This is a genomic window from Pseudomonas sp. JV449 (assembly GCF_032424295.1).
In the GTDB taxonomy this organism is placed as follows: domain Bacteria; phylum Pseudomonadota; class Gammaproteobacteria; order Pseudomonadales; family Pseudomonadaceae; genus Aquipseudomonas; species Aquipseudomonas marginalis.
Genome location: NZ_VYKD01000003.1, coordinates 130,777 through 147,448 on the forward strand (window position 1 = coordinate 130,777; position 16,672 = coordinate 147,448).

The following is a 16,672-nucleotide window of genomic DNA, read 5'->3' on the forward strand; positions in this document are numbered from 1 at the left end:
TGAAGCATAGCTTGAGTTGTGCGGAAGATAGGCGCAAGCGCGGTATGCGTAGGGGGGGTTGCCTAACTCACCTGAACAATGGCGATATACACCCCTGAAAAAAACGAGGCCACGCCCATGCTGCTTGCTACGTTGATCCATCGCGCCAATCTACCCTGCCCGCAAGTAGGCCCCGACCAGGCAGCGCAATTGCTCGAGCAGCACTACGGCCTCACGGGCACCCTGCAATCACTGGGCAGCCAGCAAGACCTCAATTACAAAGTCGACAGCACTCGCGGCCGGTTTGTTCTGAAGATCTGCCGGGGCGACTATGCGGCGATTGAGCTGCAGGCCCAGCACGCGGCCCTCGACACCCTGCAGGCCGTGCGGGTGCCCAAGGTCATCAAGGCCCTGAGCGGTGAAGAGCTGTTGAGCGTGACGGTCGATGGCCAGCCCCTGCACCTGCGGCTGCTGGACTATCTCGACGGCCAGCCGTTGACCCATCTGCCGCATTTGGGGCGCGACGTGATCGCAGGCTTCGGCGACCTGTGCGGGCGCATGAGCCTGGCGCTGGCGGATTTCTCCCACCCTGGATTGGACCGTACCCTGCAATGGGACCCGCGCCATGCCCGGGAACTGATCACCCATCTGTTGGCCACCCTGGAAAACCTGCCCCAGCGCGCCGCGCTGGAACAGGTGGCCGAGCAGGTTGAACAGCGCATTCGCTCCCTGGCCGACCGCCTGCCCTGGCAAGCGGTGCACATGGACATCACCGATGACAACGTGGTGTGGCAGCGCGATGCGCAACGGCACTGGCAACTGCAAGGCGTCATCGATTTCGGCGACCTGGTGCACACCTGGCGGATTGCCGACCTGTCGGTGACCTGCGCTGCCCTGTTGCACCATGCCGAGGGCGACCCGTTTGCCATCCTGCCGGCGGTCCGGGCCTGCCATGCCGTGACCCCACTGCAGCGCGAGGAGTTGCAGGCGTTGTGGCCGCTGATCGTCGCCCGTGCGGCAGTGTTGGTATTAAGCAGCGAACAGCAGCAGCGCCTGGATCCGGACAACACTTACCTGTTGAAAAACGCCGAACACGAGTGGGAAATTTTTCATGTGGCGACGTCGGTGCCGTTTGAGCTGATGGAGGCTGCGATTCTCGGCAGTGTCGGTGAGACGCTGCCGTCGATTGCCAGCCAGGACTTCGCGCCGTTGCTACCGGGCCTGGTGGGGCGTGAGTTCGCGCTGATCGATTTGGGTGTGCTCAGCCCGCATTTCGAAGCCGGCAATTGGGAACTGCCCGGCATTGATCGGCAACTGCTGGATCAGGCGGTGGCCGTGCATGGGCTGGCGGCAAGTCGTTATGGCCAATATCGGCTGTCGCGCACCTGCCCGGACAGTGCCACCGAACCGCAGACTTTCCCCCTCCACGTAGAGCTGCATCTGCCCCATGGCACGGTGTTGGAGGCGCCTTTTGCCGGAACGCTGCATCAGGACGCCGATGGCCTTGTGAGCGTGCAAGGGGTGGAGCTGAGCGTGCGGTTGTGGGGCGTGGACACCCGGTTGAAGCACGGTTCATTGCTGGTGGAGGGGCAGGTTCTCGGTGAGGTCCATGGACCGCTGACCGTGCAACTGTGCCGTGCCGACCTCGAACCGCCGCTGTTTTGTACACCGTCCCGGGCCTTGGCCTGGCAAGCCTTGTGCCCCTCGCCCGCGGCATTACTGGGACTGGCCTGCGATGCCGAACCGGAACTCGACCCCCACGCCCTGCTGGCCCGGCGTGACGCCAGTTTTGCCCGCTCGCAGAAGCACTATTACGTCGACCCGCCACGCATCGAGCGCGGCTGGCGCAACCACCTGATCGATATGCAGGGCCGCTCCTACCTGGACATGCTCAATAACGTTGCCGTACTGGGTCACGGCCACCCGCGCATGGCGGCGGTCGCGGCGCGGCAATGGTCGCTGCTCAATACCAACTCGCGGTTTCACTATGCCGCCATTGCCGAGTTTTCCGAGCGCTTGCTGGCGCTGGCGCCGGCGGGCATGGATCGGGTGTTCCTGGTCAACAGCGGCACCGAGGCCAACGACCTGGCCATCCGCCTGGCCTGGGCCTACAGCGGCGGGCGCGACATGCTCAGTGTGCTGGAGGCCTATCACGGCTGGTCGGTGGCGGCGGATGCAGTGTCCACCTCGATTGCGGACAATCCCCAGGCCTTGAGCAGCCGCCCGGAGTGGGTCCACCCGGTTACCGCGCCGAACACCTATCGTGGTGAATTCCGCGGGCAGGACAGTGCGCCGGACTACGTACGAAGCGTGGAACATAACCTGGCGAAAATCGCTGCGAGCAAGCGCCAACTGGCCGGGTTTATCTGTGAACCGGTGTACGGCAACGCCGGCGGCATCTCCCTGCCGCCGGGTTACTTGCAGCAGGTGTACGGGTTGGTGCGGGCCCAGGGCGGCGTGTGCATCGCCGATGAAGTGCAGGTCGGCTACGGCCGCATGGGGCACTTTTTCTGGGGCTTCGAAGAGCAGGGCGTGGTGCCCGACATCATCACCATGGCCAAGGGCATGGGCAACGGTCAGCCACTTGGCGCGGTGATCACCCGTCGCGAGATCGCCGAGGCATTGGAGGCCGAGGGGTATTTCTTCTCGTCGTCGGGGGGCAGCCCGGTGAGTTGCCGGATCGGCATGGCGGTGCTGGATGTGATGGAAGAAGAAAAGCTGTGGGAAAACGCCCAGGTGGTCGGCGGGCATTTCAAGGCCCGGCTGGAAGCGCTGATCGACCGTCATCCCCTGGTGGGCGCGGTTCACGGTTCCGGTTTCTATCTGGGCCTGGAGTTGGTGCGTGACCGGCAAACCCTGGAGCCCGCCACCGAAGAGACCACCCTGTTGTGTGATCGCTTGCGGGAGTTGGGGATTTTCATGCAGCCGACTGGCGATTATTTGAACATCCTCAAGATCAAGCCGCCGATGGTGACCTCCAAACGTAGCGTGGACTTCTTTGTCGACATGCTGTCGAAGGTGCTGGATGAGCAACTGTAAATAATCGATTGTTATCGGTGATTGGCTGTCATATTTTTCATCCAGGCTGTCTGCTCGCTTTTAAAGCCGATTTTTATCCGTTATAAAGTCGGCCTTTACCCCATTCGGAGTCCTGATCGCCATGACCACCCTGCACAGCACCCCCCGCGCCGATGGCTTCCACATGCCCGCCGAATGGGCGCCACAGACCCAAACCTGGATGGTGTGGCCCGAGCGCCCGGACAACTGGCGCCTGGGCGGCAAGCCCGCGCAGGCTGCTCACGTGGCCGTGGCCAAGGCCATCGCACGTTTTGAGCCGGTGACCGTTGCGGTTTCCGCCGGCCAGTACGAAAACGCCCGCGCCCGCCTGGACGTGCCGAATATCCGTGTGGTGGAAATGTCCAGCGATGACGCCTGGGTGCGCGATACCGGCCCGACGTTCGTGATCAACGACCGTGGCGAAGTGCGCGGCGTGAACTGGGATTTCAACGCCTGGGGCGGTTTTGACGGTGGCCTGTATTCGCCGTGGAACCGCGACTCGCAGGTGGGCGGCAAGATCCTCGAAATCGAGCGCGCGCCGCGTTACCGCACAGAGGGTTTCGTGCTGGAAGGCGGCTCGATCCACGTCGACGGCGAAGGCACCCTGATCACCACCGAAGAGTGCCTGCTCAATCGCAACCGTAATCCGCACCTCGACCGTGCCGAAATCGAAGCGGTGCTCAGCGCCAACCTGGCTGTGGATAAGATCATCTGGCTGCCGGACGGCCTGTTCAACGACGAAACCGACGGTCATGTGGATAACTTCTGCTGCTACGTGCGCCCGGGCGAAGTATTGCTGGCCTGGACCGACGACCCGCAAGACCCGAACTACGGACGTTGCCACGCCGCCATGGCCGTCCTGCAAAGCAGCACCGACGCCCAGGGGCGCTCGTTCACAGTGCATAAAATGCCGATCCCGGGGCCGTTGTATGCCACTGAGGAAGAGTGCGCAGGGGTCGACCCCGTGGACGGCACACAGGAACGCAATCCGACCGTGCGGTTGGCGGGTTCCTACGTCAACTTCCTGATCGTCAACGGCGGCATCATCGCGCCAAGTTTCGACGACCCGTTGGACGCTGAAGCCAAGGCTATCCTGCAGAACCTGTTCCCGCAGCACGAAGTGGTGATGGTGCCGGGCCGTGAACTGTTACTGGGTGGCGGTAATATCCATTGCCTGACCCAACAACAGCCGGCCCCGCATAAAAACTGAGTGCGGTTGTAACAACGCCTTTCCGGCAGCCGGGCGCTCCTCGGTTTCGGCCTCTACAGCAAGCCCACGGCCCATCACGGTCGTGGGCTTTTTTGTGTCCGCCCACCTATAAACACGCGACATTGGCATAGCTCTTGTATCGGTGTTGCCCCAGTGTCCCAGGGTGATGACCGCACAGTTCTGTCATAAACCTTGAGTAAGTTAGCCGCTCACGCAGCAGGAGAGAGCGCCGAAATGAATGCCAATATCAACCCGATGTACACGCGCACCTTCCACCCTTCGCGGGTTGACGGTGACGCGATCCATGCGCTGGGGCTCTGGTTGAAGGAAAACGGCTCGCGACAAGTCAGGCAGCAGCCGGATTTGCGCAGTGTGATGAGTGAACGCTACCCGGTGGGGTTGTTCAGCGAGGATGAAATGCACGCGTTGTGCGAGTTGATGAGTAACTAACGAAATGGCCTTGGCTTCATCGCAGCTGCCTCGCTTGCACTCGGCAGCTGCGATAAGAAGGGGGTTTACGTTTAGAAGCTATAAGTGCCCGTCACCACCAGGTTACGCGGATCGCCCGGCTGAATCTGCGCCACACTGGTCGCCGATTCGTAGTAGGTCTTGTCGGCGATGTTGTTCAGCGCCGCGCGCACATCCCATTCTTTCTGCCGGAACCCGACCAACGCATCCCAACTGCCATAACCCGGCAGCACCACGGTGTTGAGGCTGTCGGCGTAGCGGTCGCCGACCAGGGTCAAACCGGTTTCCGCATACCAGCCCATCTCCGGTTTCCAGGTGACAAACAGGCTTGCATTGCGCTTGGCCACGTCGCTGACGCGCTTGCCTTCAAAACCGTTGTTGTCCTTCTCGACCTTGGCATCCTGCAGGCCGACACCACCGCGTACAGACCAGTTGCCGACGATCTTGCCGGTGGCTGTCAGCTCCACGCCGCGCGAGCGCTGCAGGCCGCTGAGCAGGGTAATGGTGCGGTCCAGCGGGTCGCTGGTGCGGCGGTTGTAGAGTTCCAGTTCGTACACCGCCAGGGTGGTGCTCAGGCGATCGTCGAGCCAGTCGCTTTTCACCCCGATCTCTTTTTGCTTGGTCAGCTCGGGGCTCAGGTCGTTGACGCTGCCGGCGGCGTTCGGGGTGATGCCGATCAGGCCGCCACCGGCCGGTGAGAAGGTCTTGCTCCACGAGGCATAGAACGAGTGGTGTTCCAGGGGCGTCCACACCAGGCCAAAGCGCGGGCTGGTGCTGTGGCTTTTGACGTCTTGTTGGGTATTGAGCAGTTTGTTTTTGGTGTCCACTTCGAAACGGTCGTAACGCAGGCCGGCCAGCACTTGCCACTGGTCGTTCAGGCGCAGTTGGTCTTGCACATACAGGGCGCGGCTTTCGACTTCGGTGTGGTTGTTACTCGATACGCTCATGCGCCCGGTGTGGCTCAGGCGACGGTTGGGCTGGTTGAGGTCCAGGGCTGGCACGGCCTGGCCACCGCGGTTCACAGCAGTGGCGGTGTACAGCTTTGGATCGCGGCGCTGGCTGCCCAGCTCCACGCCGGTGAGCAGGCGGTGTTCCAGGCCGAAGGTGCTGAAGCCTCCTTCCAGCTCGACGTTGTTGAAGACGTTGAAGGTGGTCAGGTCTTGCTGCCAGCGTTGGCGCGTCACCCGATTGGTCGAGGCAACATAGGCGGTCTGGTAGGTGTTGTCGAAATCGCTGTCGAGCTTGAACACGCCGAGGGTCTGGCGCAGTTGCCAGTTGTCGTTGAGTTCGTAGGCCAGCTTGGAGCGTAGGGACTGGGTCTTGTCGTCGATGTAATCGCGGCTGTCGCCGTAGGTGGTGCTGCGACTGACGTCGGCGGGGCGGCCGTTGACGCCGGGGATGCCGCGATCCGGCGTGCGGTTGTAGAGGCTGTATTCGTATTGCACCAGCCAATTGAGATCCGGGGTGAGCTGCCAGCTCATGGACGGCGCGAACAGTTGGCGATTGCCGCTGACGCCGTCGCGGAAGCTGTTGTTGTCCTGGTTGCCCATGTTCAGACGCAGGCTGATGTTGTCGGTGGGGTCGGTGCTCAGGTCGGCATACACACTGCGCAAATCGTTGCTGCCGCCCTGGGCCTCGATGCTCGACTTGCGCCCGGCCGTTGGCAGTTTGCTCACGCGGTTGACGATCCCGCCCTGGCCGCCTCGCCCGTAAAGCACGGCTGCCGGGCCTTTGAGCACTTCGATGCGCTCGATGTTGTGCAGGTCGCGCACGTACTGGCTGTCGTCGCGAATGCCATCGAGGTAGAAGTCGTTGCTCGCGTCGAAACCACGGATGCGCAGACTGTCGAAGCGCGTGTCGGCGCCGCTGCTGACGTTGGGGATGCCGCTCAAGGCCTGGCCCAGGTCGTTGGTGCCGTAGGCGCGCAGGCTTTCGGTCTTCACCGAGTCGATGGCCTGGGGCACATACCGTACCGGTGTGGCGGTGCGGGTCGCGGTGCTGGTTTCCTTGACGCGCGGGTCGTCTTCGTCAGCTTCGGCGCTGATCGAGGTTTCGGGCAAGGTGGTGGCCGCACAGGCAAAACCGGCAGACAGCAGAACAGAAAGCCCAAGGGTCATGGGCGTCAGGCGAAGGGCAGGCATGGTGGAATGCATCCAAAGGGTTTGGCAGGAAAAAGCACGCTAATGGTAATGCTTTGCATTTGCGCGCGTTATCCATTACCAAACGTATCGGCTTTGAAATATGTTACGAGATGTGTTTCATGGGTCGTTAAAGACAGAATCTGGTCGTTTTCAGAAAGGCAGTAGGCCTTTGCTTAGAATTATTTCGCCTAAATACAGACGATTCACGAAATTGACACATAGTTCAACGCGCGACTAGGATTGCGCCCAACGCCTGTGGCTAACAGCCATGACTCATCCAATAAGAAAAGGCCCGCGGCATGTTCAGTCGTCCGCGGGCCTTCTTTTTTCGGAAAAGTCGACACCAGAAAAGCGACATGGAGCCTGGTGTCATCGCGCGTACTCAACCCGTAATAAGGAATACAAAAAATGTTGAAGCAACGGATGAGTCTGATCGCTCTGGGGATTTTGAGCGCATCGACAGCAATGGCAAACGACCAGGAGCAATCCAAGGGTTTTGTTGAAGACAGCCACCTGAACATCGCGGCCCGTAACGCCTACATCAGCCGCGACTACAAAAACGGCAAGCAAGACAAAGCCGAATGGGGCCAAGGCTTCATCGGCAAGTTCGAGTCCGGCTTCACCCAAGGCACTGTCGGTGTGGGTGTGGACGTGATCGGCCAATATGCTATCCGTCTGGACGGTGGCCAAGGTCGCGCCGGCGCGGGGGGGATCGACTTCTTCAAGCAGGGTAATGGCACCACTAACCCAGATGGCTCGGCAAACCCTGGCTCGGCACCACACGACCTGGCCAAAGGCGGCGCAGCGGTCAAGTTCCGCGTCTCCAACACGGTGCTCAAGTACGGTGATCAGTTCCCTAACGTTCCGGTCCTGGCCTACGACAACTCCCGTCTGCTGTCCGAAACGTTCACGGGTACGTCGATCGTCTCCAAAGAGATCGCCGGCCTGCAACTCGACGCCGGTCACTTCACCAAGGAAGCTCGCAAGAGCGCCGAAGGTACCGACAGCGGCCGTCTGAAAAGCATCGACTACGTCGGTGGCAGCTACAAATTCACCGAAAACCTGTCGGCCGCGCTGTACGCCTCCGACATGCAAGACGTGCTGAAGAAGCAATACGTCAACGTCAACTACGTGCTGGCCCTGCCAGAGAAACAGTCGCTGACCTTTGACTTCAATGGCTACAAGACCAAGCTGGACAAGAGCTTCGCCCTGGAAAACCAAGGCAGCGAAGACGCTCGCGACAACAAGATCTGGAGCCTGGGCGCCACATGGGCTGTCGGCCCGCACAGCTTCACCGTCGCTCACCAGCGCAGCACGGGCGACACCGGCTACCTGTACGGCGGCTACCGCAACGCTGGCGGCATCGGCGACGGTGGCAACACCATCCTGCTGGCCAACTCCTACTGGTCCGACTTCAACGGCAAGGACGAGCGCTCCTGGCAGGCCGGCTACGGCCTGGACTTCAGCACCTTCGGCGTGCCTGGCCTGACCTACAACGTGGCCTACGTGCGCGGCACCAACATTGACGACGGTTCCAACCGTGGCAATGGCACCGAGCGCGAGATCTTCAACCAGTTCAAATACGTCGTCCAAAGCGGCCCGGCCAAAGACCTGAGCCTGCGTGCTCGTGCGTCCTGGTTGCGCGTTTCCAGCAATGCCGACAAGTACAACGTAGGCGGTAACGAAATCCGTCTGTTCGCCGACTACCCGATCAACGTTTTCTAAGTGATCACACGTCGCGCCTGATTCCAGGCGATAAAAAACCCCGACTGGTTCGGGGTTTTTTTATGGGGGTGCATCAGTCCTCGTGGCTCTGCAAAATCTTGCGCGCCAACGCCGCATTCCTGTAGTCGAGCATCAAGGACAACCCCTCATAGGGTTCGATCTTTTTATTGTCGATACACAGCTGTGCCATCAGCAGCAGTACCTGGCGTTTCTTCTTGTTGACCCGCACGTCGGGTACACCGAACGCGGTCTTGCGCGTTACGGGTAACGGCGCCTCGGGCGTCAGTTGGACGGTTACCCAGATGCCTTGGACAAACTGCAACGTGATCTCCTCGATATGTTCGATGGGCAGCGGTTGCGCCAGGTTATTGAACACAAAATGCTCCGGTGTCAGGCGCAACGCGGTCTGCGGCGCGCGCTTGAATCGACGGATGCCCAGCCACAGCAGGCCCAGCCCGATAAGGCCCAGGCACGCGCCCGCGCCGACTGCCGACAGCGGCGTGCCTTTCAAACGCTCCGGGGCGAGCCAGACTCGACTCAGGATAAACAGGGCCGCCAGCACAAAGGGCAGGCCCGACACCGCCATCAGTACCCCGCGCCATTGGCCGCCTTCATGCAGGCTGCGCTCACCCTCGGCCGAAGCGGCCAAGGTTTCCAGCAGTTGGGTGTGCGCGCTGTTCTCCGACACGGCCATGTCCATCACGTCGCGAGACAGCTGCTCGCGCAGTGCCTGGTGTGCGCTGAAATAGGCATCCATCTGCGCATTCGCTACGTCGCTATCCACCTCGCGGGTGGCGCCGCGCAGGGTATCGTCCAGTGGCACGTGCAGCGCCTGCAGGCGTTCGCCATTGGAGGGGGGGGAGTCGGTGGGATGGGGTTGATGAATCTCCAGGGCTTCGGCTGATGGTTGCAGTTCACACTCACGCAAGCTCGTGAACACGGCGTCGGGCAGGTCTGTAGCCGTGCCTGCCTCACACAACGCCAACAGTGCATCATCAACGTGCGGCTGCAACACCGACATCCGCAACAACGCCGAAGCCGCCGCCTCAGGGCCCACCAACTGCGCGCCGGCAGCGTCCGCCAGCAATTCGCGCTCACGGCTCCAGTGGTTAACCGCGTGATCGAAACGCTGCATGAAAAACACCCCGAACAGCAACGACGGGCGCATCAGCCAGCCTTGGATCAAATCGCTGCCCAGCAGGGTTTGCAGCAGCGCCTCCAGGCTGCGATTGACCCCATCGTAGATCGGCAAAAAGCGCAGGCTGTATTCCGTGTCCTGCCCCACAAAGTGCGCCAGCTCATGGCCGATCACCGCGCTGATTTCTTCACGGCTCAGCAGGCCCAGATACAGCAACGGCACATGCAAGGTGCGCCCCTGCAGCAAAGTATTCGCCGGTTGCACAGTGGCCGCGCTGGAGGTCACGTAAAAGCCCTGGGCCAGGCTCACCACGATGTGGTCCGGTGGCAGCGCACCGAGCCGACCCGCCAGCTCGTCCACATGGCGCCACAACCCTGGAGCCAGCGCGGGCGTCACCACCTGGCCGAACATCTCCAGCGGCTCGGGCTTGAACATCCCCAGCATAGGGCGCAGCTGTCTGAGCAACTGCCAGATCGAATACACACAGAACGCCGCGATCACCCCCAGCACCGCCATCAGCTTGACTTCGCCACTGCCCAGCCGGCCGATATGCCACATCCCCAAGCCTTCGAAACTCAACGCCAACGCGACGGCCGCCGCCACCGCCACCACATGGCCCACCAGCACGTAGGGCAACAGGCGGCTGCCCAGAGAGAACACCTGCACTAACCTCTCCCGTGATTGCCGTGCCCGCCGTCCGGCCCAGTACGTACCTGCCAACGCAGCCGTACCAATCAACGTCGCCAACAGCCCCAAGCCCATCACCCACGGCGTCAGGACCCGCATCGCACCGTTCACGCGGTGGGCGATGGGCAGTTCGGCTTCGATTTTTGCCAGGCGCGAGAGGGCCATTTGCACGCTGATTTTTTCATCGACCAGATCGACCATCGCCGCCGGCTCCTTCGCCGCCAGCGCTTGGAGTTGCTGTTTAGCGATAGTCACCGTGATGTGGTAATCGACCAGCGCCGTGGTGGTTTCGTCAGCACGCTGACGCTCCCAGCCACCGAGGGCGGCCAGCAACAGCGGGAAAACGATGAGGAGGCAGATCAGTTTGAGAGCGTTCATGGGAGTCCGTTCACAACGCAGGGATGTTCAGGTTTATACCGAAAAAAACGCCCCTGGGTATCTACACCACTCTCAAATGCGGGCACACCACTCTGTGGTGAGCGGGCTTGCCCCGCGCCGGGCTGCGCAGCAGCCCCAATAAAGACACTGAGATTTTTCTGTTAAAACTAAGCGCCTGGTTTTGGGGCCGCTTCACAGCCCTACTTACAGCCCGGTATTCCCAGGCGACTCCAACACCTTCACCCCATCATCAATCACCGCCTTGCTCATCTCCTGCAAGTAATGCGATGCCCAGTCATGACGGTCCGTCTGCTTCGTCATCGCTGCATCTTCGGCGAGGAGCTTGGCAACGTGGGGCAAGTCGGAAACGTGATGCAAGGCTTCATGCAGGGAAACACCGCTGTTGACGCGGAACAGAGGTTGGTCGGAGTGAAAGGAGAACGGGGTGACGCCGAGGGTGGTTAACGCAGAGGGATTTGGAGCGTTCATTGGTAAAACTCCCCTATCGAGTGAGAGCTACCACGTTCGTTCTCAGGCGAATGGGTGGCAGCTGTGCGCAGGCTGAGAAACCGGAGATACAGGAACCCGGCAGACCCGAAGGTCTCCCACGCACAGCCGCCATTGCACGAATTTTCAGGCGAAAAAAAACGCCTTCAAAATCGGGTGTTGGGGGCGCTTGGTGCGCCTGCATCTTGCCGGGTTCTCAGGCCCGATCGCTGAATTGGCAGCGACGGGGGGAGGTTAGCGTGGTGAGCGGTGAGGAGCAATCGGGAAAATAGATCGATTGATTTTTCAGTTATTCCTTAAAGGTAGCGACCGGGCGTTGATGCCATTAACGAATGGTAAACCTCCTGAATTCGAACGTTGTCGATCATCCCTTCCGTAGAGAATAGGCAGGAATCCGCCAAAAGCTGCCGTGGCAGCAGGCAGCAGGCTGCCGAAAGCAGTCCGCTGTCAACGCCCTCTATCGGACGACGCTGTTGAAATATCGAGTACTAAAGCGGTTTTGTCTGGCAATTGCGCTACGTGCCGATTCGGTCGCCAAGGGGGTGCTTACCAGTTGTAACTCACCGACCCGGTCACATTTCGGCGATACCCGTATTTGCAGCTGTCGCCGGTGTAACCGCACTGGGACACATAGGTTTCGTCGGTCAGGTTGGACGCATTGAGCGCCAGCTTCGCCCCTGCATAGGATGAAGACAGCTTGCCCAGGTCGTAGCTCAGGCTGGCGTCAAACAGCGTGTAGTGGGGAATGCCTTCGCTGTTTTGCGAGTCGATATAGCTCTTGCCGACATAGCGTACTCCTCCCCCTATCGCCAAGCCCGATAGCGCGCCGCCCTGAATGGTGTATTGCGACCAGAGCGAGGCCAGTTGTTCAGGGGTATTGCCAGGTTGATTGCCTTTCTCATCGGCCGTATTGCTGCGGGTAATTTCAAGGTGTGAATAGCTGTAGTTGGCCATCAACTCCAGCGCATCGGACACCTGCGCCTTGCTTTCCAGTTCGATACCGCGCGACTGGATTTCTCCGGTCGCCACCGAGAAACGATTGTTGGCAGGATCGGCAGTCAGTACGTTTTGCCGCGTCAGGTCGAACAGCGAGACGGTCACGTAGCTGTCACTGCCCTTGGGTTGGAATTTGATCCCGACTTCATACTGGCGACCGGTTTCGGGTTCGAAGGCACTGCCGTCACGCGCCACCGCCGTGATGTTAGGGAAAAACGACTCCGAATAGCTCGCGTAGGGCGCCAGGCCGTTGTCTGCCAGGTACATCACACCGGTCCGCCACGTGAAGGCGTGATCGCGCTGCTTGAGGTCTGCCGCCGTATCGGTGGAGTAATGGACCGTTTTCGAGCGTGCCCAGTCTTGGCGACCGCCCAGGTTGAAGACCCAATGTTCGTCGAATTTGAGCTGTTCCGAGAGATACACCCCCGCCTGGTCAAGCTGACGACGCTGGTTGATGTCGTAAAAAGCGTCCAGGTCGCTGTAATCCTCGTGATAGACCGGCGCATACACATCCAGGGGATCAACCACGTTGCCACCCCCCAACTGGTTGGTAATGGCGTGTTGCAAATCGATGCCGACCAGCGTTGTATGTTCGAAACGGCCGGCGTTCCACTGGGCCTGGAAGTGGTTATCGAGCAGCGCATTCTTCACCTTTTCGTGGCCCAGATAACCGAAGCGGCCCACGGTGCGCTGGTCGTCATCCAGGCCGTATTGGTAAATCGTGCGCTGTTCCTGGTAGGAACGGCTGTAACGGGCGTTCTGGCGGAATGTCCAGATATCATTGAGGTGATGTTCAAACTGATACCCCAGTGACCACTGTTCTACATCATATTTGTCGAAGTCAGGGTCGCCGACAAAACGATCCGTAGCGATCCGTCCGTAACGCGAGCTGTCGAGGGTGCCGACCCGTGGCAACGCGTAGTAGCCCAGCACATTGCGGTCTTTTTGAAAGGACGCCAGCACCGTCAGCGAGGTGTCGTCCGAGGGGCGCCAACTGATTGCCGGGGCGATGAATTGACGGTCATCACGGGCGTAGTCGATTTGCGTACCGCTGTCTCGCCACAGCCCGGTGAGGCGATAAGTCAAGACGCCGTCCTCGCTAAGCGGCCCGCCGAAGTCCGCAGCCAATTGCTTGCGATCAAAACTGCCTGCCTGCGCCACCAGTTCATGCAGCGGCTCATCGGTGGGACGCTTGCTGATCACGTTGACCATGCCGCCCGGTGAGCTTTGACCGTAGAGCACCGACGATGGCCCGCGCAGCACTTCCACGCGCTCCAGCCCATAGACTTCACCCACGGCACGGCTCTGGTTGGCAAAGCTGTACTGGCGCAGGCCATCGCGATAGATACCACCGCCAGTCGTCGCGTCAAAGCCACGAATACTAATCGTGTCGCGCCGGGTATCGACACCGTTGGCTTCACCATTGACCCCGGCGGTGTAGCGCAGCACCTGCCCGATGCTTTGTGGCTGCTGGGCATCGATTTGCTTACGGGTGACCACGCTGATCGATTGCGGCGTTTCCATGATCGACGTATCGGTCTTGTTGGCACTCATGGTCCGGCTGGCGACCAGGCCATCGTTGCGGCCTAACGAGGTGTCGTATGCGGTGCCACTGATGGCGGTCGGCGCTAGCTCCAGCACGTCGCCGTTGCTCGGTACCAGCAGCAGGCTACCGTCGTCCTGGCGCTCATAGGTCAGCCCAGAGCCGAGCAAGAGCTGCGCCAGGCCGGCCTCAGTACTGAAATCGCCTTGCAGCCCCTGGGTTTTCTTGCCGGCCGTCAGCGTTGAGCTGCCCGCCATGGTAATCCCCGCCTGTGCGCCGAAACGTGACAGCGCAGAATCCAGGGGGCCAGCGTCGATGCTGTAATGCTGCGAACTACCCGCGGCAAAGACTGGAAGGCTGCAAAGCGGTTGCACGCTGAGCAACAACAGTCCAAGCGTACGGGCACGCAGGGCGCGGGAAGGTGAAGTCATACGAGGCTCCTAAGGGGTCAAGACCCACCTCTGGCGGGTGGGTGATCCCTATAGGCCAAGCGAGTACGAAAAAACTATCGTGCAGCGGAAAAAATATTTCAGGCGGGCACGATCGAGACCCAATACCGCGTCATGCGCTCGATTCGCACCGGTAGCGTGCGCGCTACCAGGGTCAAGGCTGCATCGGTGTCATCCAGCGAAAAACTGCCTGTGAGGCGTAACCCTGAGACCTGCTCATGACAACGTAAAACACCGGGGCGATAACGTGAGAGTTCCGCCACCAAGGCATCCAGGCGCAGGCGATCCGCCGGCAGAATCCCGCGCAGCCAGGCTTGGGCGACCAGCAGGTCGGGGCGGCTCGGTACGCCGATACCCAGGCGATCCACCCGTGCCTGCCATCCGGCCTCAAGTGAAGAGGACGTTGGCTGGCCGCGTGAGTGCACCTGCACCTGGCCGCCCATGACGGTGACCTGCGTGCCCTGCCGGTCATGGCGCACTTGCAACTGCGCATCGCGGCTCTGCAGGATCGCGTCCGGCGTGATCAACTGCAGCGGGCGCGATTCTGCTCGCACATTCAAGGCCAGCTCGCCCTCTATCATCTGTATGCGCCGCACCTGGTCATTAAAATCCAGGTTCACCGTACTGGCCGTGTTCAGCCATAGCGAGCTGCCATCAACCAGGGCCCACTGGTGACGCTCGCCTGTTCCTGTGCGGTGGCTCGCCAGCGCGGCGCGCACTGGCGTGGAACCCGCGCCTTGCCAGGCAACTGTGCCAACCGCACCAAGGACCAACAGGCGCTTGAGTAACTGCCGACGTTTCTGCATGTCCGGCCCAGCCGACGCCAGTGCCCTGCGCGCGGTGGCATCGCGCAAAAGATTCGCTCCGGGCTGCTGCAACAGCGGCAAGCTGGCGACACGCTGCCAGGCCTGCTCATGCTCATCGCTCGCCTCGCGCCAACACCGCAATGCTTCCAGATCAGGCGCACTCATAAGCCCGGACTGCGTCCTGACAAGCCAATCAATGGCGATATCGCGCACCTGCGGATTAATCTCGGCCCTCATTCGAAACGGCTCGCATAGCAAACACTGAATGCCTTGCCCATGGCCCGTTGCACTTGAGCCACAGTCAAACCCAACTGCGCAGCGATCTGCGAATACGTCAGGCCGTCGAGCTGAGACATGAAGAAAATCTGCCGTATGCGCTCAGAGAGCCCAATCAGCAGCGAGTCGAGTTGCAACAAGGTTTCGATCACCAGATACCGGTCCTCGGGTGACGATTCCCCCCCTTCGGGCCGAGCAGCCAACGCTTCAAGATAAGCCCGCTCGATCTCCTGGCGGCGCCAGCGATTGACCAGCAGTCCATTGGCAATCGCCGCGAGAAACGCCATGGGCTGGCGCAACTCGCGCACCTGCTGAGGGGCGCGCAGCACACGGATGAACGTGTCGTGGGCCAGATCCTCGGCATCGGCACTGTGCCCCAACCGCCGGTTCAGCCAGCCCTGCAACCAGCCGTGATGATTCTCGTACAACTGTTCGACGGACGATGTTGGGCTGGCATCCTGCATGTGAGGCTCGCACTGCGTGAATGATAATGCTTCTCATCGTATTGATCGGGCGCATGGTTGTACAGTGTTTACACCTGTTTGATGGGGTGGAATTCTACGTCCATATCTGAGCAACAACGGGAGCAAGTGGGTGCGCTACACCGAAGCCGGTTACTTGCCGATCGACAACAACGCCGCCGAGCGTGCGATCCGGCCCTTCGTGATCGGGCGCAAGAATTGGCTGTTCAGCGACACGCTCAAAGGCGCGACGGGCAGCGCTCAACTTTACAGTTTGGTCGAGACGGCTAAAGCCAACGGCCAAGAGCCCTATGCGTGGCTGCGCCACGCACTTGACGACTTCTTCGGTTGAGGATTACGAAGCTTTACTGTCCTGGAACTGCTCGCCGATGACGCATAGTTAAGCGCGCTATTCATCTTGATGGCTGGTGGGGTTTACGGTGAGTTCAAAGAACACGAGCGGAGCAACGATCATGGAATACGACGATAAACTGATTGAAGAAGCCGTGCTTGCCCTGTTGGCAACCTTCAGTTTTGATAACGGCAATGCTTGGAAAGGGTTCGACTTCGAGACCATGAACCGATTGCATGAACATGGTTTCATCAGTAATCCGGTGAACAAGAACAAATCGATTTGGTTGACGGCTGAAGGGCTGGAGCGAGGCCGGCAGATAGCCGACCGGTTATTTGGGGTAAGAACTCAAGTGGAGCATGAATCCGACTTGGATACCTGACTTCATACCACGGCCATACGATCGGTTGGGTTTATGGATCGACCTTGTTTTCTTGCAGTTGCCGATATTCATTCAAACGCCAAATAGCACCAAGCCCCGAGTTACGGGGCTTGGTGC

At 60.4% G+C, this 16,672-nt stretch carries 11 protein-coding genes and 1 pseudogene; 6 read left to right on the plus strand and 6 right to left on the minus strand.

Features of this window, described 5'->3' with window-relative positions; translation table 11 throughout:
* Window positions 1-117 precede the first annotated feature (117 nt).
* The 3 genes from F6S08_RS02045 (at window position 118) to F6S08_RS02055 (ending at window position 4,696) form a co-directional block, all read left to right on the plus strand.
* Window positions 118-3,018, plus strand: a complete 2,901-nt coding sequence (locus F6S08_RS02045; RefSeq protein WP_315871212.1) for an aminotransferase — start codon at window positions 118-120, stop codon at window positions 3,016-3,018.
* A gap of 121 nt (window positions 3,019-3,139) precedes the next feature.
* Window positions 3,140-4,246, plus strand: coding sequence for an agmatine deiminase (gene aguA / locus F6S08_RS02050; RefSeq protein WP_065925790.1), 1,107 nt, complete (start codon window positions 3,140-3,142; stop codon window positions 4,244-4,246).
* Between the two features lie 234 nt (window positions 4,247-4,480).
* Entirely contained in the window at window positions 4,481-4,696 is a 216-nt protein-coding gene (locus F6S08_RS02055) for a hypothetical protein (RefSeq protein WP_141156493.1), read from the plus strand.
* A 71-nt stretch (window positions 4,697-4,767) separates the two neighbouring features.
* Here the strand turns inward: F6S08_RS02055 and F6S08_RS02060 are convergent, their stop codons facing one another.
* Entirely contained in the window at window positions 4,768-6,855 is a 2,088-nt protein-coding gene (locus F6S08_RS02060) for a TonB-dependent siderophore receptor (protein WP_315871213.1), read from the minus strand.
* Window positions 6,856-7,263: 408 nt separating this feature from the next.
* On the opposite strand from F6S08_RS02060, the gene F6S08_RS02065 reads away from it, so the two are divergent.
* Window positions 7,264-8,580, plus strand: a complete 1,317-nt coding sequence (locus F6S08_RS02065; RefSeq protein WP_027605121.1) for an OprD family porin — start codon at window positions 7,264-7,266, stop codon at window positions 8,578-8,580.
* A 73-nt stretch (window positions 8,581-8,653) separates the two neighbouring features.
* On the opposite strand, the gene F6S08_RS02070 is transcribed toward F6S08_RS02065, so the two are convergent.
* The 5 genes from F6S08_RS02070 to F6S08_RS02090 all read right to left on the minus strand — a co-directional run bounded on the left by F6S08_RS02070 (window position 8,654) and on the right by F6S08_RS02090 (window position 15,824).
* Window positions 8,654-10,783 (minus strand): M48 family metallopeptidase, encoded by a 2,130-nt coding sequence (locus F6S08_RS02070; protein ID WP_315871214.1) that lies wholly within the window; start codon window positions 10,781-10,783, stop codon window positions 8,654-8,656.
* Between the two features lie 204 nt (window positions 10,784-10,987).
* Entirely contained in the window at window positions 10,988-11,272 is a 285-nt protein-coding gene (locus F6S08_RS02075; RefSeq protein WP_315871215.1) for a DUF3077 domain-containing protein, read from the minus strand.
* 564 nt (window positions 11,273-11,836) lie between these two features.
* Window positions 11,837-14,260 carry a TonB-dependent siderophore receptor gene (locus tag F6S08_RS02080; protein ID WP_315871216.1) on the minus strand — a complete coding sequence of 808 codons (2,424 nt, stop codon included), beginning with the start codon at window positions 14,258-14,260 and terminating at the stop codon, window positions 11,837-11,839.
* 98 nt (window positions 14,261-14,358) lie between these two features.
* Window positions 14,359-15,321 (minus strand): FecR domain-containing protein, encoded by a 963-nt coding sequence (locus F6S08_RS02085; RefSeq protein ID WP_315871217.1) that lies wholly within the window; start codon window positions 15,319-15,321, stop codon window positions 14,359-14,361.
* Window positions 15,318-15,824: a sigma-70 family RNA polymerase sigma factor gene (locus tag F6S08_RS02090; protein WP_137211672.1), complete on the minus strand. Its 507-nt coding sequence runs from the start codon at window positions 15,822-15,824 to the stop codon at window positions 15,318-15,320. Before F6S08_RS02090 ends, F6S08_RS02085 begins: the two co-directional genes overlap by 4 nt.
* 103 nt (window positions 15,825-15,927) lie before the next feature.
* Here F6S08_RS02090 and F6S08_RS02095 point away from each other — a divergent pair.
* Window positions 15,928-16,225 (plus strand): annotated as a pseudogene (locus F6S08_RS02095) (transposase); the annotation flags it as partial.
* Between the two features lie 69 nt (window positions 16,226-16,294).
* Window positions 16,295-16,555 carry a DUF6429 family protein gene (locus F6S08_RS02100; RefSeq protein ID WP_065925781.1) on the plus strand — a complete coding sequence of 87 codons (261 nt, stop codon included), beginning with the start codon at window positions 16,295-16,297 and terminating at the stop codon, window positions 16,553-16,555.
* The last annotated feature ends 117 nt before the right edge of the window (window positions 16,556-16,672 follow it).

What these genes read in the sequence shown, in the direction of transcription:
- F6S08_RS02045 (WP_315871212.1), top strand. Translation starts at nt 118, where the DNA reads ATGCTGCTTGCTACGTTGATCCATCGCGCCAATCTACCCTGCCCGCAA.
- aguA (WP_065925790.1), top strand. Translation starts at nt 3,140, where the DNA reads ATGACCACCCTGCACAGCACCCCCCGCGCCGATGGCTTCCACATGCCC.
- F6S08_RS02055 (WP_141156493.1), top strand. Translation starts at nt 4,481, where the DNA reads ATGAATGCCAATATCAACCCGATGTACACGCGCACCTTCCACCCTTCG.
- F6S08_RS02060 (WP_315871213.1), bottom strand. Translation starts at nt 6,855, where the DNA reads ATGCCTGCCCTTCGCCTGACGCCCATGACCCTTGGGCTTTCTGTTCTG.
- F6S08_RS02065 (WP_027605121.1), top strand. Translation starts at nt 7,264, where the DNA reads ATGTTGAAGCAACGGATGAGTCTGATCGCTCTGGGGATTTTGAGCGCA.
- F6S08_RS02070 (WP_315871214.1), bottom strand. Translation starts at nt 10,783, where the DNA reads ATGAACGCTCTCAAACTGATCTGCCTCCTCATCGTTTTCCCGCTGTTG.
- F6S08_RS02075 (WP_315871215.1), bottom strand. Translation starts at nt 11,272, where the DNA reads ATGAACGCTCCAAATCCCTCTGCGTTAACCACCCTCGGCGTCACCCCG.
- F6S08_RS02080 (WP_315871216.1), bottom strand. Translation starts at nt 14,260, where the DNA reads ATGACTTCACCTTCCCGCGCCCTGCGTGCCCGTACGCTTGGACTGTTG.
- F6S08_RS02085 (WP_315871217.1), bottom strand. Translation starts at nt 15,321, where the DNA reads ATGAGGGCCGAGATTAATCCGCAGGTGCGCGATATCGCCATTGATTGG.
- F6S08_RS02090 (WP_137211672.1), bottom strand. Translation starts at nt 15,824, where the DNA reads ATGCAGGATGCCAGCCCAACATCGTCCGTCGAACAGTTGTACGAGAAT.
- F6S08_RS02100 (WP_065925781.1), top strand. Translation starts at nt 16,295, where the DNA reads ATGGAATACGACGATAAACTGATTGAAGAAGCCGTGCTTGCCCTGTTG.